Below are 18,938 nucleotides of genomic sequence, written 5' to 3' on the forward strand. Positions count from 1 at the left end.
GAACAATACGATGCCTCGCGGACTACCCGCGCAGGCGGGAAGCCAGGCCCAGGAATCCGTCGAGAACCTTCGGAACGGAGGTCGCCGTGCGGGCGTCCGTGGGGGCACCATCAGCATCCAGCTGCTGATCCGCGTGGGGCACCGTGATCGCCTCGGGCAGCACGAGGGCGCCCATGTTGGCGAGCGTCACGCGCCAGGCCATGAGACCGCGCGCGCCGCCGAAGGCCCCGGGGCTGGCGGCGCACAGCAGCACCGGCAGGCCCATCCAGGGGCTCGGCCGCATCGTGCTGAGCCAATCCACGGCGTTCTTCAGGTGGCCGGGAATGCCGGCGTTGTATTCGGGTGAGACGATGACGAGGCCCTGGGCCTCGCGCAGCGCGGCGTACAGCGCCTGGGCCGCCTCGGCGGGCGCGACGCCATCCTCGTAGAGGGGCAGGCGGAGCGCCTCCGAAGCGAAGGTCGAAACCTCGTGGCCGCGGGCCTCCAGCGCTCCGGCGAGGTGGCGCAGCAGGCGCGTATTCAGGGATTCGGATCGAAGGCTTCCACCCATCACGATCAATCGCATGGCATCTCCATATGTGATCTGGATCAATCTTGACTCAATTGGTAAACTTTTTCATCCCTGGAGGATGTCTTGTCCAACTATCCCGAATACATGGTCGCCCCGATGCGTGAAGAACTCGTTCAGGCCGGCTTTCAGCAGCTGATGACGCCTGCCCAGGTGGATGAGGCCCTGCAGCGGCCCGGCACGACGCTGCTGGTGGTGAACAGCGTCTGCGGCTGCGCCGCCGCCGGTGCGCGCCCCGGCGTGACCGAGGCCCTGCGCTCGCAGGGGTTGAAGTTCGACCACCTGGTCACGGTCTTCGCCGGCATGGAGAAGGAAGCCACGGCCCAGGCCCGCGAGTATTTCGAAGGCGCCATGCCCACCAGCCCCCAAGCCGCGATCCTCAAGGACGGCCAGCTGGTCCACCTCATGCAGCGCGCGGATTTCCTCGGCCACGAACCCAGGGAAATCGCCGCCACCCTGAGCGCCGCCTACCGCCAGACCGTCGCCGCCAGCTGACATAAACGAGGGGGGACCGCCACGTGGCGTCCTGACCAAGTCCGGCCCACCACGTCTAGTCTGCTACGTTTGGGGATCCACGGATTCCCATGCGTCTAAGCCCATGCCTTCTCACGTTCGCTCTGCCCCTGGTGGGTCAGGTGCCCTCGGCCTTCGTCGAGGAACTGGAGCCTTCCACGCTGTCTCTGCCCATCCGGGTGGACCTTGCGCCCCTGCTGAAACAGGTGGAGGCGCAGGTGCCCCTGTCGCCGCCCAACATCGAGACTTGGGGTGAGATCAAGGGCAAGCCCAGGTCCTATTTCCGCTTCAACCTCATCCGGGAGCCCCTGAGCGTGCACGTGAAAGGCGCCCAGGTCTCCGTGCGCGTGGTGGCGAATTTCGGCATGGACGTGGGGCTTCGGACCCTCGGCAACCACTACACCGTGATGGGCTCCTGCGGCCGCAATCCCGAGCCTCCGCGGCGGGTCATGCTCGACCTGAATACCAGCATCGGCCTGCTGCCGAGCTGGGGCGTCGAGCTGCGGCAGACGGCCTTCGAAGTGACCCCCCTCAACACCTGCGAAGTCACCTTCCTCGGCTTCGACATCACCGACCAGGTGACGGCAGGCATGAAGGAGAACCTGAAGGCCGGGGCGGACACGTTGGCCCGGCTGGTGCGTGAGAACGCCTTGGCCCGGCAGAAGGCCCAGGAAGCCTGGGTCCAGTTCAGCCAGCCCATCGAACTGGGGAAGGATCTCTACCTCGTGTTCCAGCCCCGGCACGTGCGCCTGGCACCGCTGAGCACCCAGGGACGGACCCTCGTCATCACGCCGGAAATCGAAGCCCAGCCCCGCCTGGTGCTCGGCGCCAGGCCCCAGGCGGAGACGACGCCCCTGCCCGACCTGGAGTTGAATGCGAGCCCCAGGCCCGGTTTCAGGCTGCGCGTGGAAGCCGATCTCGCCTACACCCACGCCAGCCAACAGCTCGCCGCCCAGGTGGTGGGCAAGACCTTCGAAACCGCCAAGGGGCGCTTCGAGATCACCTCGGCGCGGGTCTGGGGCGATCAGGGCAAGGCCCTGCTCGAGATCGGGCTGAAGGGCCGCATCACGGGCAAGGTCACGCTCTCGGGCAAACCCCTCTCGGACCCCGCCACCAGCTCGCTCCGCCTCGCCGACCTCGACTTCACCCTGGACAGCCAGAGCTGGCTGGCCCGCATGGGTGACTGGATCTACCACTCGGACCTGCAGAAGCTCATCACCGACAAGGCCCACTTCCTCATGGACCAACAGTTCCAGGGGCTGCGCGACATGGTGCAGACCGGCCTCAACCGCCAGCTGGCCCCGAACCTGAGGCTCAGCGGCAGCCTCAAGGCCTTCCGCGTGGCGGCCGTCACCACGGGCCCCGACGGCTTCAAGTCCCAGGCCTACCTGGAGGGAGAGGTCCAGGTGGACATGAAGTAGGCTGGAGGGTGGAGCGTTCGAATGCCCAAGCCTCTTTCCCACTTCAAGATCGTGGACCTGTCCTGCGTGCTCGCCGGCCCCTTCTCCACCCAGCTGCTGGCGGATTTCGGCGCCGAGGTGCAGAAGCTGGAGCCCCCCGAAGGCGATCCCACGCGCGGCTGGGGCCCGCCCTTCGAAGAGGCTGAAACCGGTGAAAGCGCCTACTTCCGCGCCGCCAACCGCGGCAAGCGCTGCCGCACCATCGACCTGCACACGGAAGAGGGCAAGGCCACCCTCTTCGAGCTGCTGAAGGACGCCGACGTCCTCGTCGAAAACTTCCGCGCCGATTCCGCCGACCGGCTGGGACTGGGCTGGAAGCGGCTTCACGCCAAATTCCCGAAGCTGATCCTCGCCTCGGTGCGCGGCTTCGCGTCCGATGTCACCGCCTCCCGCCGCGCGGGCTACGACTTCATCATCCAGGCCGAAAGCGGCTGGATGGCCATCACTGGTGAGCCAGAAGGCCGTCCCATGAAGGTCGGTGTGGCCCTCGTCGACGTGCTCGCGGGCCTCTACTGCGCCAACGGCATCCAGGCCGCCCTACTCCATCGCGAACGCACGGGCGAGGCCCTCCATATCGAAGTACCTCTTATGGAAGCGGCCCTGGCAGGGTTGGTGAACGTCGCCGCCGGCGCCCTCATGACTGGGGAAGCCCCCAAGCGCTGGGGCAATGCCCATCCCCAGATCGTCCCCTACCAGTCTTTCCGCTGCAGTGACGGCGACGTGGCCATCGGCGTCGGCAGCGACCGCCAGTTCGAAGTCCTGGCCATGTGGCTGGGCCTGGACCTGGATGCGCGGCCGGAGTGGCGGAAGAACCGCGGCCGCGTGAAGGACCGCGAGGAACTCGTCGCCCTCATCGAGGCCCGGACCCGCACCTGCACCGTCGATGACGTCCTCGCCATGTGCGAATCCAACGCCATTCCCGCCAGCCGCGTGCGCAGCGTGGACGAGGTGCTGTTCCGCCAGGGCGGCACCCTCCACAACCTGCTGCAACCGCTCTTCGAAGTGGAAACCAACACCATGGTGCCCACCCTCGCCTCGCCCATCCTTCTGAACGGCGAGCGGGCCTGCGCGCCCCTGCCCCCGCCCCGCTGGAAGCCATGAAGCGCACCCCGCGCCTGGTCCCCCTGGGAGCCCGCCAGCCCAACCAGAAGGCCGAGGCGCGCCTGCGCCAGGCCTGGCCTTTCGTCGTGGGCCCCGCGCTCGCGGAGCGCACCCGCCCCCTGCGCGTGGAGCGGGACATCCTCGTCATGGGCTGCTGGGAGCTCTCTCGCATCGCGCCCCTGCGCGAAGCCGCCACCGCCGTCTGGCCCCAGATGCGCGACCGCATCGAACGCGCCCTGGGCCTGAGCCTTCGTGGCCTCCAGATCGTGCCCTGCGACCCACCGCCCAAGGCGCCCGACACCCCCAAGGAGGCCGATCCCCTTCGCCGCGCCCTTCGCCTTCTGGAGGCGCGGCGACAGGAAAGGATCCGCCTCGGACTCGAATCCGAATAGGCAGGCTGGACGCACCGCCCGGTTTCAAGTACAGTCAAACCTTCGTCGGGGCGTGGCTCAGCCTGGTAGAGCGCTCGGTTCGGGACCGAGAGGTCGGAGGTTCGAATCCTCTCGCCCCGACCAGATTAGGCAAGGGGGCATCTTTGGATGCCCCCTTGCCTAATCTGGATGAACCGAACGAGAGGATTCGAACCTCCGAGTGGGATCGCGGAGACAGCGCGGTGCGCTGTCAGGAGCGAGACCGGCGACTGGCGCAGCCAGGCGCAGTTCGAATCCCGCCCGGGTGGGTCGGTGCCCCAGAAGGGTAAGCGGCCGACCTCCGAGTGGGATTTCGGAGGCGCCACTTGATGTGGCGCCGGAGAAAGACCGGCGGCTGGCGCAGCCAGACGCAGTTCGAATCCCGCACGAGTGGGTCGCCGCCCCAGAAGGGTGAGCGGCCAACCTCCGAGTGGGATCGCGGAGACAGCGCAGGGGAGGCTCCGCCTCCCTGAGCCGGCAGGCGAAGGGGAGCACCGTGCAGGCCACGGTGCGTCAGGCGGAGTGTCGGGAGCGAGACCGGCGGCGGGCGCAGCCAGACGCGGTTCGAATCCCGCCCGAGTGGGTCGCCGCCCCAGAAGGGTGAGCGGCCAACCTCCGAGTGGGAGCGCTCGAAGCGAGCCAGATGCGTTCAAATCTCGATTCCAATACCTCGACACCAAAAACGGAGCACGCCCCAATGGCGCAGAATCTCCTTAGAAATCCGCGGTCAGACCACGTGCCACACCGGCTCCTTCTTTCGTGATCCGTGACCCGCCCGCTCCCAAGCTACAATGACCGGTTCCGCCCGCCGGGCGGGGAGTCCATCCGATGACCGATGCATGCACGATCATGACCACCTGCGGCAGCGAGGAAACCGCCCTCACCATTGCCGCCGCGCTGGTGGACCAGGCCTACGCCGCGTGCGTGAACATCCTTCCCAGCATCAAAAGTTATTACTATTTCAAAGGTGAGACCCACCTGGATGAAGAGGTCATGCTGATCATCAAGACCACCCGGGAGCTCTTCCCCCAGGTCTCAGACGTGATCACCGACCTACACACCTATGAGGTCCCGGAAATCCTGATGTTCTCCGTGGAGGAGGGCTCCGAGCCCTTCCTCGACTGGATCCGTCAGAGCGTGAACCGGCTGGCCTGACCCCACCGACTCAACGACCCCCTGGAGCGATCTCATGGAACATACCCTGTCTCTCGAATTCCTGCGGGTGGTTGAACAAGCCGCCATCGCCTGTTCCACGTCCATCGGACATGGCCGCCGCAAGCACAGCGACAAGCTCGCCGTCGAAGCCATGCGCAAGGCCATGGAATCCGTGCGCATGGATGCCACCATCGTCATCGGCGAGGGCGAGCGGGACGAAGCGCCCATGCTCTACATCGGCGAGAAGGTCGGCATGGGTCCGGATCTGGACGGCCACCATCCCCAGGTCGATATCGCCGTGGATCCCCTGGAAGGCACCAACCTCTGCGCCATGGGCGCGCCCAACGCCATCGCCGTGCTGGCGGCGACCGAAAAGGGCGGCCTGCTCCACGCCCCCGACCTCTACATGGAGAAGCTGGTGGTCGGCCCTTCCGCCAAGGGCAAGGTGAGCCTCGACGCCCCGGTCCAAGACACCCTCAAGATCATCGCCCAGTCCCTCAACCGCCAGGTCTCTGAAATCACCGTCAGCGTGCTGGACCGTCCCCGCCACGAGCAGCTCATCGCCGACATCCGCAGCGCGGGCGCCCGCATCCAGCTCATCGGCGACGGTGACCTGAGCGCCGCCATCAGCGCCGCCGTCAGCGGCACGGGCATCCACGCGGTCATGGGCACGGGCGGCGCGCCCGAAGGCGTGCTTTCCGCCGCGGCCCTGAAGTGCCTCAACGGCGAAATCCAGGGCCGCCTCAAAGTCGATACCAACACCGCCAGCCGCGAGAAGGCCGAGGCCATGGGCGTCGATTTCGGCCGCATCTACTTCACCGACGACCTCTGCCCCGGCAAGGAGATCGTCTTCGCGGCCTGCGGCGTCACCCACGGCAACCTGCTCAAGGGCGTCATGCACTTCGGCCACGGCGTGCGCACGTCGAGCCTGATCCTCACCTACGGCAGCCGCCAGGTCCGCTTCATCGACACCGTCCACATGAAGGAAGGCGAGTTCACGACCGTCCGTTTCTAGTACCTCGCTACCACAAAGCCTATGAGCGACGAATCCGTCCGCACCCGTCTCATCCGCTGGGGGTTCAATCTCTGGCCCTGCTACCGGGGCACGGGCGGACGGGTGACCTTCATCGCCCGCGACTGGCGGGAGGTGCGGGTGCGGCTGCCCCTCTCCTGGCGCACCCGCAACGTCGTCGGCACCATCTTCGGCGGCAGCCTCTACGGGGCCGTGGATCCCTTCTACATGATCATGCTCATGAGGAACCTCGGCCCCGACTACGTCGTGTGGGACAAGGCGGCCTCCATCCGCTTCCGGAAACCCGGCCGAAGCCCCCTCTTCGCCTCCTTCCATCTGGATGAAGCCGAACTGGCGGAGATCCGACGCCTGCTCCAGGACCAGCCCAAGGTCGATCGCAACTACCTCGTCCTGCTCCGGGACGAGCAGGGCGCCGTCCATGCGGAAGTGGAGAAGGTCATCCACATATCCCTTCGTCAGCCTTCCTGATAGGCTTTTAGCCTCATCTTACGAGGTTATCAATGGCTTTCCCTCTGCGCGCATCCCTCGGCCTCTGCCTCGGCCTGGCGGCCCTGTCGCTCGTGGCCCAGTCCAAACCCGGCGTCGATCCCGCGAACCTCGACACGACGGTGAGGCCCTGCGACGACTTCTATGCCTATGCCAATGGCGGCTGGCTCAAGACCCACAGCATCCCCGCGGACAAGGCCCGCTACGGCGGCTTCGAGGAGCTGATCGACCACAACCGCGCCATCCTCCGGCAGATCCTGGAAGAGACCAGCGCCAAGAGCTCCTGGACCAAGGGCAGCATCCAGCAGAAGGTGGGCGATTTCTATGCCTCCGGCATGGACGAGGCCACCATCGAGAAGCGCGGCCTGGCCCCGCTCAAGCCCATCCTCGCCCGCATCGAAGGGCTGAAGGATGCCAAGCACCTCCCTGCCCTGCTGGCCAGCCTGCACAACCAGGGCTTCCCCGGCGCCTTCGGTTTCTTCGTGCGGCAGGACGCCAAGGCCTCCACCCACTACCTGGGCTACCTGAGCCAGGGCGGCCTCGGCCTGCCGGACCGGGACTACTACCTGAAGGACGACGCCCGCAGCCGGGAGTTCCGGGCCAAATACGAAGCCCATGTCGCCCGGATGTTCGTGCTGGCAGGAGATCCGCCCGCCCTCGCCGCCGCCCGCGCGAAGGTGGTGCTGGACCTGGAAACCCGCATGGCCCAGGCCCAGTGGACCCGCGTGGAGCTGCGCAATCCCCAAAAGACCTACAACAAGCGCACCCTCGACAAGCTGGCGGAAGAAGCCCCCGGTTTCGACTGGAAGGGCTACTTCCAGGCTCGCGGCGTCAAGCTGGCTGACCTGAACCTCAGCCAGCCCTCGTATTTCCAGGCCTTCGCCAAGCTGGCCTCCGAGGTGCCCGCCCCCCAGTGGCGCACCTACCTCCGCTGGCATGCACTCAGCGCCGCGGCCAACCAGCTGCCCAAGGCCTTCGGCGATGAAGCCTTCGCCTTCCACGGCAAGGTGCTGAACGGCACGCCGGAGCAGGAGCCGCGCGCCAAGCGCATCGAAGCGGCCACGGATGGCCTGCTGGGCGACGCCCTGGGCCAGCTCTACGTCAAGACCGCCTTCCCGCCCGAATCGAAGCAGCGGGTGCTCGCGATGATCGAGAACATCCGGGTGGCCCTCAGCGAGCGCATCACCAACCTCGACTGGATGGGCGCAGACACCAAGCAGCAGGCGCTCAAGAAGCTCGCGGCCATCACCGTGAAGATCGGCTATCCGGACAAGTGGAAAACCTACGCCTTTGACATCAAGCGCGACGACTACTACGGCAATGCCCGCAGGGCCGTGGCCTTCCGCATCCAGGAAAACCTCGCGAAGCTCGGCAAGCCCATCGACCGCACCGAGTGGAACTGGTCGGCGCCCACGGTGAACGCCTCGTACAACCCCACCATGAACGACATCACCTTCCCCGCCGGCATCCTCCAGCCGCCCTTCTTCGATCCCAAGGCCGACGACGCCGTGAACTACGGGGCCATCGGCTTCGTCATCGGCCACGAGATCACCCACGGCTTCGACGACAGCGGCAGCCAGTACGACGCCCAGGGCAACCTCGAGAACTGGTGGACCGACGCGGACAAGAAGGCCTATGAATCCCGCACAGACCTCGTCGTGAAGCAGTACGACGCCTACGAGCCCCTCAAGGGCGAACACGTGAACGGCAAGCTCACCCTGGGCGAGAACATCGCCGACATCGGCGGTCTCAAGATCGCCTTCGCGGCCTATCAGAACAGCCTGAAGGGCAAGCCCACGCCGGCCCCCATCGACGGCTTCACCGGGCCCCAGCGCTTCTTCCTCGGCGCCGCCACGGTGTGGCGCAACCACATCCGCGAAGCCGCGCTGTCCGTGCGGCTGAAGACCGATCCCCACAGCCCGGGCCGCGAGCGCGTGAACGGCCCCCTGTCCAACCTGCCCGAGTTCTACGAGGCCTTCGGCTGCAGCGATGGCCAGGCCATGAAGCGCGACGCCAAGGTGCGTCCGGCCATCTGGTAGCCCAGTCCAAAGCCCGCCCGAAAAAAGGAAACCGCATGAAGAACCGATCCTCCCTGCTCGTCCTGGCGCTCGTCCCGGCGCTGGTGGCGCCCCTCTCCGCCCAGACGGCCTACAAGGGGTTCAATCCCGCGAACCTCGACGCCACCGTGAAGCCCACCCAGGACTTCTTCCAGTTCGCCGTGGGCGGCTGGGCCAAGCGCACCGCCATCCCCGCCGAATACGACCGCTACGGCGTGGATCAGGAAATCGACACCCGCACCCACCAGATCCTGAAGGAGATCCTGGAATCCGCCGCCGCGGCCAAGGCGGCTGCCGGTTCCGAGGCCCAGAAGGTCGGCGATTTCTACGCCAGCGGCATGGACGAAGCAGGTCTCGAGGCCCAGGGCATCGCCCCGCTGAAGCCCTTCTTCGCCCGCATCGACGCGGTGAAGGATCCCGCGAGCCTCGTGGCCGTCATGGCCGACCTGCACCGCATGGGCGCCTCCGCGGGCTTCTACTTCGGCGTCGAACAGGACGACAAGGAGAGCAGCCGCTACGCCATGATGCTGGGCCAGGGCGGTCTCGGCCTGCCGGACCGGGACTACTACCTGAAGGATGATGCCAAGTCGAAGGAACTCCTCGCCGCCTACCGCGCCCACGTGGCGAAGATGCTCAGCCTGGCGGGCCTCGATCCCAAGGAGGCCGATCGCATCCTCGCCCTGGAAACCCGACTGGCCAAGGCCAGCATGACCCGCGTGGAACAGCGCGATCCCAACGCCATCTACCACGCCATGAGCCCCGCCCAGTTGAAGACGGTCGCGCCCGGCTTCCCGGCGGACCTCTACCTGAAGACCCTGGGGCTGCCCGTGCCCGATCATTTCGTCGTCCGCCAGCCCGCCTTCATGGCCGAACTGGGCCGCATGATCCAGGAGCTGCCCGCCGACCAGTGGCGCGTCTACCTGCGCTGGCACCTGCTGCGCAGCAGCGCCTCCGCCCTGCCCAAGGCCTTCGAGCAGGAAGCCTTCGCCTTCTACGGCACCAAGCTGCAGGGCACCACCGCCCAGCACCCCCGCTGGAAGCGCGTGATGTTCGCCGCGGACCGCGGACTGGGCGAGGCCCTGGGCAAGCTCTACGTACAGAAGGCCTTCCCCGCCAGCAGCAAGGCCAAGGTGCTGGAGATGGTCGAGAACCTGCGCACGGCCCTGAAGGCGCGCATCGAAGGCCTCGAGTGGATGAGCGCCCCCACCAAGCTCAAGGCCAAGGAGAAGCTGGCCGCCATCCGCGTGAAGATCGGCTACCCCGATGTCTGGCGCGACTACAGCAAGCTCGACATCCGCCACCAGCCCTACGTCCTCAATGTCATGGAGACCCGCCGCTTCGAGTTCCAGCGCCGCCTCGCCAAGCTCGGCACGCCCATCGACCGCAACGAATGGGACATGACGCCCCAGACCAACAACGCCTACTACAACCCCACCATGAACGAGATCGTCTTCCCGGCGGGCATCCTGCAGCCGCCCTACTTCGACGCCACGGCCGATGACGCGGTGAACTACGGCAACATCGGCGCCACCATCGGCCACGAGATGACCCACGGCTTCGACGACGAGGGCCGCCAATACGACGCCCAGGGCAACCTCAAGAGCTGGTGGACCGCCGAAGACGAGAAGGCCTACAACGTCCGCGCCGAGCTGGTGGCCAAGCAGTTCGACGCCTACGAGCCGCTGCCGGGCCTGCACCTGAACGGGCACCTCACCCTCGGTGAAAACATCGCCGATCTGGGTGGCCTCAAGATCGCGTGGGACGCCTGGAAGCTCAGCCAGAAGGGCAAACCCGCCCAATCCGGAGTTGACGGCAAGATCGAAGGTTTCACCCCCGAGCAGCGCTTCTTCCTGGGCTACGCCGAGACCTGGCGCACCCTCGTGCGCGAAGAGGCCACCCGCCTCTACGCCAACACCGATCCCCACAGCCCCGCCAAGTTCCGCGTCAACGGCCCCCTGTCCAACCTTCCCGAGTTCTATGAAGCCTTCGGATGCAAGGACGGCGACGCCATGAAGCGGCCCGAAAAAGAACGCCCGGCCATCTGGTAGCCGCGACCTTCACACCGTTTCCAAAGGATCCACATGCGCCTACGCCCCATTGCCCTTCTGGCCACCCTCCTCGCCGCCGGCGCGGGGCTGGAGGCCTGCACCAACCTGCTCGTGACCAAGGGCGCGAGCAAGGACGGCTCCACCATGATCACCTACGCCGCCGACAGCCACACGCTCTACGGCGAGCTGTACTACAAGCGCGGCGGCCGCCACCTGGCCGGTGAGCGGCGCGATATCCGCGAGTGGGACAGCGGCTTCACCTTCGACACGGGCAAGCTGCTCGGCAGCATCCCCGAAGCGCCCGTGACGTACACCCGCGTGGGCAACATGAACGAGCACCAGCTCGTGATCGCCGAGACCACCTTCGGCGGCCGCAAGGAGCTGCAGGTGCCCAGCGGCATCATCGACTACGGCAGCCTCATCTACATCGGCCTGGAGCGCGCCAAGACGGCCCGCGAAGCCATCCAGGTCATGACGAGCCTGGCGGAGGAATTCGGCTACGCCTCCGAAGGCGAAAGCTTTTCCATCGCCGATCCCAACGAAGTCTGGATCCTCGAAATGATCGGCAAGGGCAAGGGCCAGAAGGGCGCCCTCTGGGTGGCCTACAAGCTGCCGGACGGCACCATCAGCGCCCACGCCAACCAGGCCCGCATCCGCCAGTTCCCCCAGAACGATCCCAACAACGCCCTCTTCAGCAAGGAAGTGATTCCCTTCGCCAAGTCCCACGGCTACTTCAAGGGGGAGGACAAGGACTTCAGCTTCGCCGACGCCTACGCACCCCTCACGTTCGGCGCCCTGCGCGCCTGCGAGGCCCGCGTGTGGAGCCTCTTCCGCCGCGCCGCGCCCAGCCAGAACCTCTCCATCGACTACGTGAAGGCCGTGAAGGGCGCCAAGCCTCTGCCCCTCTTCGTCAAGCCCGACCAGAAGCTGGATGTACGCGACGCCATGGAGCTCATGCGCGATCACTTCGAGGGCACCGAATTCGACATGACCAAGGATGTCGGCGCCGGTCCCTACAAGCTGCCCTACCGCTGGCGCCCCATGAACTTCAAGGTGGACGGCCAGGAGTACCTGCACGAGCGCGCCATCAGCACCCAGCAGACCGGCTTCTCCTTCGTGACCCAGAGCCGCTCCTGGCTGCCGGATCCCGTGGGCGGCGTGATCTGGTTCGGCGTCGATGACACCTACACCACCTGCTACGTGCCCATCAGCTGCGCCATCAAGGAGCCGCCCAAAGCCTACGCCATCGGCACGGGGAACTTCAGCGAGTTCAACTGGGATAGCGCCTTCTGGACCTTCAACTTCGTGGCGAACTACACCTACACCCGCTGGAGCGACATGATCGTCGACGTCCAGAAGGTGCAGCGCGAATTCGAGGGCCGCTTCGTCGCCGACCAGGCCGAGGTGGACCGCACGGCCCTGAACCTCTACAAGCAGGATCCCGGGCTCGCCCGGGAGTACCTCACCCAGTACGCCGCGAAGAACACCGAGCAGCTCATGGCCCGCTGGAAGAAGCTGGGCGAGTTCCTCATCTGGAAGTACCTCGACGGCAACGTGCGCAACGAAAAGGGCGAGGTCACCCACCCCAATGCCCCCGAGGACTGGCTGCGCTGCATCGTCAAGGACCACGGCGACGTCATCAAGGTGAAGAAGGTCGAGGGGCTCGCTCCGGACGAGGAGTAGGCCCTGGGCTGAAAACCTGCGGTTTTCAGGTGGAACGGCCCCGCACGCGGGGCCGTTTTTTCAAGGTCTTTTCCATGCGCAGGGCCCGCCTTGCGGGAGCTGCGCTACCTCGTGCGCTTGTGACTGCCACCTACGCCCAGCCATGCCATCATGGCCGGTTCCCCGAGGTCCCCATGCACCGCCCCGATCCGCATTCCTACTACGATGCCGCCCAGCCCAAGGCCCGCCGTCTGCGCCTGAAGCTCGGGGTGGATTTCCAGGCCAAGCGCATCGACGGCGAGGTGGTGCTGGAGTTCGGCGGCGCCGCGTCCGGGCCGCTCGATCTCGATACCAAGGGCCTGGAGATCCACACCGTGCGGGTGGCCGGCCACGGCCCGGTGGCCTGGGAACTGAGCGAGGCCGATCCCATTCTCGGCCAGCGTCTGCACATCAGCCTGCCCCAGGGCGCGCAGGAAGTCGCCATCACCTATCGCACGGGCGCCGACGCCATGGCCCTGCAGTGGCTGGATCCCGAGCAGACCGAAGGCAAGGTCGCGCCCTACCTCTTCAGCCAGTGCCAGCAGATCCACGCGCGCACCATGGTGCCCTGCCAGGACACGCCCATCGCCCGCATCGCCTACCAGGCCGAGGTCATCGTGCCCGAAGGTCTCACGGCCGTGATGTCCGCGGGCCCCGCCGGTGACGAGGCGCTGGAGGACGGCCGCCATCTCTTCCGCTTCTCCATGCCCCAGCCCATCCCCTCGTACCTGATGGCGCTGGCCGTGGGCCGCCTGGAATCCCGCGATTTGAGCCCCCGCGCCCGCGTGTGGGCCGAACCCGAGACCGTCGCCTCCGCCGCCTGGGAGTTCGCGGGCGTCGAGGAGATGATCGTGAAGGCCGAGGGGCTCTTCGGAGCCTACCCCTGGGACCGCTACGACATGCTCGTACTGCCGCCCTCCTTCCCCTACGGCGGCATGGAGAACCCGCGCATGACCTTCCTCACGCCCACCCTGCTGGCGGGGGATCGCAGCCTGGTGGACGTGGTGGCTCACGAACTGGCCCACAGCTGGACGGGCAACCTCGTCACCAACGCGAGCATGGAGCACTTCTGGCTGAACGAGGGCTTCACCGTCTGGGCCGAGCGCCGCATCCTGCGCCAGCTTCACGGCGATGACGCCGCGGCCCTGGGCTGGGCCATGGGGCAGAAGGCCCTGGAGGACAGCTTGGCGCGCTTCAAGGACGAGCCCCACCTCACGGTGCTGCGCCTGCACCTGGAGGGTATCGATCCCGACGACGCCTTCTCCAGCATTCCCTACGAAAAGGGCGCGCGGCTCGTGGCGGCCCTGGAAAAGGAAGTGGGCGAGGACCGTTTCCTCCGCTTCATCCGCGAATACATGGACGCCTTCCGCTTCACCTCCATCACCACCGAGCAGTTCTGCACCTTCGTGGACGAGAAGCTGCCGGGCGCCCTGGCGGCCGTGAATGCCGACGCCTACCTGAACCAGCCCGGGCTCCCCGCGACGGCGCCTGAATTCCACAGCGCACAGCTGGACGGACTCACGGCCCTGGCCGAAAGCTGGTCCCAGGGCGGGCGGCCCAGCGCCCAGCAGATCGCCTCCTGGAAACCCGCCGAACTGCAGGTCTACCTCCAGAAGCTGCCCCGCCAGCTTTCGCAGGCCGACTGCGCGTGGCTGGACGAGCACTTCAAGCTCATGGGCCGCGGCAATCACGAGATCCTCGTGGAATGGCTGACCCTGGCCGCCACCGCGGACTACGAGCCGGCCTTCCCCCGCATCCGCGAGGTGCTGGCGCGGGTGGGCCGCATGAAGTACCTGCGTCCGCTCTACGGCGCCCTGGGCCAGCACGCCCGCACCCGCGCCCTGGCCCGCGAGATCTTCGCCGCCGCCAGCCCCGGCTACCACGGCCTGTCGCGCCGCGTGGTGGCGTCCGTCCTCGAAGCCTATCCCGCGTAAAGATCCACCACGGAGGCACCGAGGACACGGAGGTTTCACGGAGAAAATGATCGTTTCCTCCGTGTTCTTTGCTCCGTGATCTCCGTGTCTCCGTGGTGAATCCTTTCTCTCCCTCCGACAGGAGCACCCATGTCCCACGGATCTGAACCTCAGGAAATCAAGGGTCTGCCCAGCAATGCGCGGCGCCCCTTGGCGCCCGGCGAGTCCTACATCCCCCTGGTGCCCCAGGATGGCGTGCCTGAAACCACCTCCCGGGCCATCATCATGGGCCTGATCTTCTGCGCGATCTTCAGCATGGCCGCGGCCTACCTGGCGCTGAAGGTGGGCCAGGGCATCGAGGCCGCCATCCCCATCGCCATCCTGGCCGTGGGCCTGAGCCGCTTCTACTCCCGACGGAGCACGATCCTGGAAAACGTCATCATCCAGAGCATCGGCGCCAACAGCAGCCACGTGGTGAGCGGCGCCGCCTTCACCATTCCGGCCCTCTACGTCCTGGCCAACACGCCGGGCAGCGGCGTGCCCAATCCCACGCTGTGGCAGGTCTGCCTCGTGAGCTTCCTGGGCGGCTGCGTGGGCATCCTCTTCATCCTGCCCCTGCGCCACCACTTCATGGTCGAGAACCACGGCATCTTCCCCTGGCCCGAAGCCACCGCCACCGCCGAGATCCTCGTGACGGGCGAGAAGGCCGGCAACCAGGCCAAGGAACTGGCCGTCGCGGCGGGCATCGGCGCCCTCTACGACGCCCTCACCAGCATCTTCCGCGTCATGGGCGAGAACATCACGCTCAAGACGGTCTGGGTGGGCACGGCCCTCCGCGAGCGCTTCTTCGCCTTCAACTTCCTCAACAACGCCGCGACCATGGGCATCGGCTACATCATCGGCCTGCGCTACAGCGCGGTCATGGCCGCCGGCTCCATCTTCAGCATGTTCGTGCTGGTGCCCCTCTTCCACGCCATCGGCCAGCACGTGCCCGTCATCATCGCGCCGGGCACCAAGCTCATCGCCGACATGAGCCCCGAACAGGTCTTCTTCTCCTACGTCCGCATCATCGGCGTGGGCGCCATCGCGGGCGCGGGCGTCATGGGCGTGCTCGCCTCCATGCCCAACATGATCCGCTCCATCATCAGCAACATGAAGGCCCTGCTGGCCGGCGAAGCGCCGGAGGCCGAAGCCGTCGTCGTCAAGCGCACGGACCGCTCCCTGTCGGGCGGCATGATCGCCGTGGGCCTGGTGGCCTGCGCCCTCGGCACCCTGCTCTTCCTCAGCTTCGGCGTGGGCATCCAGCACGCCTTCATCCCGGCCCTGGTGGCCACCCTCGTCATCATGGTCATCGCCTTCTTCTTCGCCCCCGTGGCGGCCCGCGCCATCGCGACCATCGGCACCAACCCCATCAGCGGCATGACCATGCTGACCCTGGTGATCACGGGCGGGCTCATGCTGAAGCTCCACTTCACCGGCGGCTACGGCATGTTCCTCACCATGATGGTGGGCGGCATCGTGTGCACGGCCCTCGCGGCCTCGGGCGCCTTCAGCACCGACCTCAAGATCGGCCACTGGATCGGCGCCACGCCCGCCCGGCAGATCGGCTGGAAGTTCGTGGGCACCTTCGTGGCGGCGCTCTTCACGGGCCTGGCCATGTGGCTGCTGGCCAACCAGAAGCTGCCGGACGGCGCCTACGCCATCGGCACCAACGCCCTGCCCGCCCCCCAGGCCAGCGCCATGAAGGCCATCCTCGAAGGCATCTTCGGGACCGTATCGATGCCCCTCCGCTGGTACGCCTTCGGCCTCGGCATCATGCTTTCCATCGTGCTGCGCATGGTGGAGCTGCCCGCGCTCGGCTTCGCGCTGGGCATGTACCTGCCCATCGAACTGAACACCCCCCTCTTCCTGGGCGGCCTCATGGCCCACTGGGTGAACCGGCCCAAGAAGGGCACCTCCGAGGCTGACGCCAAGGCCCGCGAAAGCCGCGGCGTACTCATCGCCAGCGGCCTCATGGCCGGCGGTGCCATCATGGGCGTCATCGCGGCGGCCGTGAAAGCCAAGGACACCTGGCGCGAGGGTTTCCCCGTCCTCAGCGAGGCCCAGGCCACCGGCGCCCTGGGCGAGTGGATCGGCCTGGCCGCCCTCGTCTGCCTCTGCCTCTACGTGGTTGTCTACAGCCGCCGCGCCAAGGGCGAAGCGTAGGTCCCCGACGAAAGGAATTTTGAAAGCTGAGGAGAACGGAGGAGCTGAGGAAAGCGGAGAAAAACCGAGTGGCTACGCGCCATACCTCCGCTCTCCTCCGCTCCTCGGCTTTCCTCCGCTTCTTCTATTCCGTTCTCTTTTTCCAGGTTCGGATCAACACTTTCCTCGCCCCCCCGGTATGGATAGGTGAGGGAGGAATCGTGACGTGTTTCCGGGATCCGAGGCCGCGCTGATGGACGAGGGGATCGCCTCCCTTCCGGAAGCGTCGGCGCAGGATCCGCTGGCGCAGTTGGTGCGCCGCATCCGTGGTGGAGAGGCCGAGGCCTTCGAGCCCCTGATGGCGCGCACGGAGGCACGAATTCTCGCCTTGGCCTGGCGCATCCTGGGGGACCGGCACCTGGCCGAAGACGCCGCGCAGGAGACTTTTCTCCGCGTGTTCCGCTCCCTCCACACCTACCGTCTGGGCGAACCCTTCGAGGCCTGGATGATCCGCATCGCCGTGAACGTCTGCCGTGACCTGGCTCGTAAACGCGGCCCACTGCCCGTGCCCCTGGACTTGCTGGATGTCCTTGAAGGCGATGCGGCTTCCCTGGGCGCCGAAGAAGCCGTCCTCCTCCAGCAGCGCCGCGCCCTGGTCCGCCAGGCCCTCGCCGGCCTGCCCCAGGCCGAACGCACGGCCCTCGTGCTGCGCGACCTCGAAGGCCTCAGCACCGAGGAGGTGGCCCGCATCCTCGGCGTGCGCCCCGTCACCATCCGATCCCAGGTTGCCTCGGCGCGCACCAAGCTCCAGGCCCACTGCGCGCGCCTGACAACCCCGCCCCAAGGAGGACGCCCATGACGCCGCATGTCCTCAAACACCTGCCCCTCTGGATCGAAGGCGACCTCGCCGGGACCGAGTCGGCGGCCGTCGAAAGCCACCTCGCCGAATGCCCCGCCTGCCTCGAAGCCGCTGAAGCGTTGCGCGCCAGCCAGGCCCGGCTGCGGGAGGCCATGGCCTCGCCCTTCGATGCCTCCGATGCGGTGCGCCTGCGCTGCTCGGTGATGGACCAGATCCGCGCCGAGCCAGCCCCCAGGCCCATTCTGCACCTCGCAAGCCGGCCCGCCCTGCTCACGGCCAGCGCGGCGGCCCTGCTCCTCGCATCGCTGGTCTGGCGCTTCGAACGCGGACGCTCCGTCCATTCCGCACCGCCCCCTGCTCCTCCTCCAACGAGCGCAGCCTTGTCCGCCGAACCCGATCCGAAGCCAGCCCCCACTGAATCCCGATCGGCCCTCCGATACGAGACCCAGGCTCGCATCCGACCTGCATCCAGGCACGGCACCGAGTCCCTACCCTCGGGCATGCCCGCCCGCATCGAATTCCAGACCGCAGATCCGACCATCCGCATCATCTGGCTGGCCCAGGCCACGCCGCCTTCCGAACCCAGTTCCACCCCAGAGGAGAAGTCATGATGATTCTTCGTTCCCTCGCCCTGAGCGCCTTGCTGGTCCCGACCCTCGGCGCCCAGACATCTCCCGCCGCACCGGCTCCTCAGGCCAGACCTGCTGAACCAGATCTGACAACCCTGCGCGCCATGAAAAGCAAAGTATTCATGGTGCAGCATCGCGATCCCAACGTGCTCGTTCGGGCTCTTCGTGCCCTCGGCAGCGGTGTGAACGGATCCACCCTGAACTACACGAACGATGGCGGCATCAACACCCTCAGTGCACGTGATTTCCCAGAGAATTTGGCCGCCATCGAAGAGGCCCTAAAGCGCCTGGACGTGCCGGCAACCACTCAGAGGACCGCGGCCGTAGAGTTGACACTTCACGTCCTTTTTGCAACCAAGGGCCCCATCACAGATGCCGGGTTGCCCGCGGATCTCCAAGACGTCGTGAAACAGCTTAAAAGCACTCTCGCCTACCGCGGCTACACGCTGGCTGCCAGTTTCGTCCAGCGTGTGCAGATCCAGGATAACGAGCGAAGTGAAACCGGCGGCCTGGGCCATGTTCCGCCAAGCGTGCTGGGCTCAGTAGGCGACAAGGACATGTCGAGCCTGAAAGTGGAATGGTCCGCACGAGGACTGAGGCTGGAAACCCCTTCAGAAGGACCAACCACCCTCTTCATGGGTTCCTTTCGCCTCGACCTGGTGGAGGAAATGGTCAACGTCGCGGGCACATTGGCCAAGTTCAATACACCCCTCTCCCTTCGTGAAGGTGAAAAAGTAGTCGTCGGAACGTCGGTCGTGAAGGACCATGGCGTCGTTGTCGTACTCACATCCAAGCGCGTGAACTAGCAGAGCGCTTCAGCC

16 protein-coding genes and 1 tRNA gene are annotated in these 18,938 nt (G+C 66.6%); 16 read left to right on the forward strand and 1 reads right to left on the reverse strand.

All coding sequences use genetic code 11. The features are described 5' to 3' along the window. Positions 1 to 22: 22 nt before the first annotated feature. Positions 23 to 565 carry an NADPH-dependent FMN reductase gene (locus tag QSJ34_RS13060; protein ID WP_285575937.1) on the reverse strand — a complete coding sequence of 181 codons (543 nt, stop codon included), beginning with the start codon at positions 563 to 565 and terminating at the stop codon, positions 23 to 25. A gap of 90 nt (positions 566 to 655) precedes the next feature. Between QSJ34_RS13060 and QSJ34_RS13065 the strand changes: the two genes are divergently transcribed. From QSJ34_RS13065 to QSJ34_RS13140, 16 genes are all read left to right on the forward strand, one after another. Then, positions 656 to 1,063 carry a BrxA/BrxB family bacilliredoxin gene (locus QSJ34_RS13065; protein ID WP_420798858.1) on the forward strand — a complete coding sequence of 136 codons (408 nt, stop codon included), beginning with the start codon at positions 656 to 658 and terminating at the stop codon, positions 1,061 to 1,063. Between the two features lie 89 nt (positions 1,064 to 1,152). Next, entirely contained in the window at positions 1,153 to 2,502 is a 1,350-nt protein-coding gene (locus QSJ34_RS13070) for a DUF4403 family protein (protein WP_285575939.1), read from the forward strand. A gap of 21 nt (positions 2,503 to 2,523) precedes the next feature. Continuing rightward, on the forward strand, positions 2,524 to 3,642 hold the full coding sequence (locus tag QSJ34_RS13075; protein ID WP_285575940.1) for a CaiB/BaiF CoA transferase family protein: 1,119 nt from the start codon (positions 2,524 to 2,526) through the stop codon (positions 3,640 to 3,642). Further along, entirely contained in the window at positions 3,639 to 4,034 is a 396-nt protein-coding gene (locus QSJ34_RS13080) for a DciA family protein (protein WP_285575942.1), read from the forward strand. The genes QSJ34_RS13075 and QSJ34_RS13080 overlap by 4 nt, the downstream gene beginning before the upstream one ends. A 46-nt stretch (positions 4,035 to 4,080) precedes the next feature. Further along, positions 4,081 to 4,157, forward strand: a tRNA-Pro gene (locus QSJ34_RS13085). A 723-nt stretch (positions 4,158 to 4,880) separates the two neighbouring features. Further along, positions 4,881 to 5,207: a divalent-cation tolerance protein CutA gene (gene cutA / locus QSJ34_RS13090; RefSeq protein ID WP_285575944.1), complete on the forward strand. Its 327-nt coding sequence runs from the start codon at positions 4,881 to 4,883 to the stop codon at positions 5,205 to 5,207. A 34-nt stretch (positions 5,208 to 5,241) separates the two neighbouring features. Continuing rightward, the gene (gene glpX, locus QSJ34_RS13095; protein WP_285575946.1) at positions 5,242 to 6,222 is read left to right on the forward strand and encodes a class II fructose-bisphosphatase; all 981 of its coding nucleotides are present in this window, start codon (positions 5,242 to 5,244) and stop codon (positions 6,220 to 6,222) included. 21 nt (positions 6,223 to 6,243) lie between these two features. Continuing rightward, positions 6,244 to 6,708, forward strand: coding sequence for a DUF4442 domain-containing protein (locus tag QSJ34_RS13100; RefSeq protein ID WP_285575950.1), 465 nt, complete (start codon positions 6,244 to 6,246; stop codon positions 6,706 to 6,708). Positions 6,709 to 6,740: 32 nt separating this feature from the next. Then, the gene (locus QSJ34_RS13105) at positions 6,741 to 8,765 is read left to right on the forward strand and encodes a M13 family metallopeptidase (RefSeq protein ID WP_285575952.1); all 2,025 of its coding nucleotides are present in this window, start codon (positions 6,741 to 6,743) and stop codon (positions 8,763 to 8,765) included. Positions 8,766 to 8,800: 35 nt separating this feature from the next. After that, positions 8,801 to 10,831: a M13 family metallopeptidase gene (locus tag QSJ34_RS13110; protein WP_285575954.1), complete on the forward strand. Its 2,031-nt coding sequence runs from the start codon at positions 8,801 to 8,803 to the stop codon at positions 10,829 to 10,831. Between the two features lie 33 nt (positions 10,832 to 10,864). Continuing rightward, positions 10,865 to 12,514 carry a dipeptidase gene (locus tag QSJ34_RS13115; protein WP_285575956.1) on the forward strand — a complete coding sequence of 550 codons (1,650 nt, stop codon included), beginning with the start codon at positions 10,865 to 10,867 and terminating at the stop codon, positions 12,512 to 12,514. Positions 12,515 to 12,687: 173 nt separating this feature from the next. Further along, the gene (locus QSJ34_RS13120) at positions 12,688 to 14,466 is read left to right on the forward strand and encodes a M1 family metallopeptidase (protein ID WP_285575958.1); all 1,779 of its coding nucleotides are present in this window, start codon (positions 12,688 to 12,690) and stop codon (positions 14,464 to 14,466) included. 129 nt (positions 14,467 to 14,595) lie between these two features. Then, positions 14,596 to 16,650: an OPT family oligopeptide transporter gene (locus tag QSJ34_RS13125; protein ID WP_285575960.1), complete on the forward strand. Its 2,055-nt coding sequence runs from the start codon at positions 14,596 to 14,598 to the stop codon at positions 16,648 to 16,650. A 205-nt stretch (positions 16,651 to 16,855) separates the two neighbouring features. Beyond that, the gene (locus tag QSJ34_RS13130) at positions 16,856 to 17,488 is read left to right on the forward strand and encodes an RNA polymerase sigma factor (protein WP_285575961.1); all 633 of its coding nucleotides are present in this window, start codon (positions 16,856 to 16,858) and stop codon (positions 17,486 to 17,488) included. Next, positions 17,485 to 18,099, forward strand: a complete 615-nt coding sequence (locus QSJ34_RS13135; protein ID WP_285575962.1) for an anti-sigma factor family protein — start codon at positions 17,485 to 17,487, stop codon at positions 18,097 to 18,099. The genes QSJ34_RS13130 and QSJ34_RS13135 overlap by 4 nt, the downstream gene beginning before the upstream one ends. Further along, complete coding sequence (locus QSJ34_RS13140; protein WP_285575964.1) at positions 18,096 to 18,923, forward strand: secretin N-terminal domain-containing protein; 828 nt, start codon at positions 18,096 to 18,098, stop codon at positions 18,921 to 18,923. Before QSJ34_RS13135 ends, QSJ34_RS13140 begins: the two co-directional genes overlap by 4 nt. Positions 18,924 to 18,938: the final 15 nt, after the last annotated feature.

This window comes from Geothrix limicola, assembly GCF_030268085.1.
GTDB lineage: Bacteria > Acidobacteriota > Holophagae > Holophagales > Holophagaceae > Geothrix > Geothrix limicola.

Coding starts and splice junctions, on each gene's coding strand:
- cutA (WP_285575944.1), top strand. CDS start 4,881: ATGACCGATGCATGCACGATCATGACCACCTGCGGCAGCGAGGAAACC.
- QSJ34_RS13120 (WP_285575958.1), top strand. CDS start 12,688: ATGCACCGCCCCGATCCGCATTCCTACTACGATGCCGCCCAGCCCAAG.
- QSJ34_RS13080 (WP_285575942.1), top strand. CDS start 3,639: ATGAAGCGCACCCCGCGCCTGGTCCCCCTGGGAGCCCGCCAGCCCAAC.
- glpX (WP_285575946.1), top strand. CDS start 5,242: ATGGAACATACCCTGTCTCTCGAATTCCTGCGGGTGGTTGAACAAGCC.
- QSJ34_RS13135 (WP_285575962.1), top strand. CDS start 17,485: ATGACGCCGCATGTCCTCAAACACCTGCCCCTCTGGATCGAAGGCGAC.
- QSJ34_RS13100 (WP_285575950.1), top strand. CDS start 6,244: ATGAGCGACGAATCCGTCCGCACCCGTCTCATCCGCTGGGGGTTCAAT.
- QSJ34_RS13060 (WP_285575937.1), bottom strand. CDS start 565: ATGCGATTGATCGTGATGGGTGGAAGCCTTCGATCCGAATCCCTGAAT.
- QSJ34_RS13070 (WP_285575939.1), top strand. CDS start 1,153: ATGCGTCTAAGCCCATGCCTTCTCACGTTCGCTCTGCCCCTGGTGGGT.
- QSJ34_RS13110 (WP_285575954.1), top strand. CDS start 8,801: ATGAAGAACCGATCCTCCCTGCTCGTCCTGGCGCTCGTCCCGGCGCTG.
- QSJ34_RS13065 (WP_420798858.1), top strand. CDS start 656: ATGGTCGCCCCGATGCGTGAAGAACTCGTTCAGGCCGGCTTTCAGCAG.
- QSJ34_RS13075 (WP_285575940.1), top strand. CDS start 2,524: ATGCCCAAGCCTCTTTCCCACTTCAAGATCGTGGACCTGTCCTGCGTG.
- QSJ34_RS13105 (WP_285575952.1), top strand. CDS start 6,741: ATGGCTTTCCCTCTGCGCGCATCCCTCGGCCTCTGCCTCGGCCTGGCG.
- QSJ34_RS13115 (WP_285575956.1), top strand. CDS start 10,865: ATGCGCCTACGCCCCATTGCCCTTCTGGCCACCCTCCTCGCCGCCGGC.
- QSJ34_RS13140 (WP_285575964.1), top strand. CDS start 18,096: ATGATGATTCTTCGTTCCCTCGCCCTGAGCGCCTTGCTGGTCCCGACC.
- QSJ34_RS13125 (WP_285575960.1), top strand. CDS start 14,596: ATGTCCCACGGATCTGAACCTCAGGAAATCAAGGGTCTGCCCAGCAAT.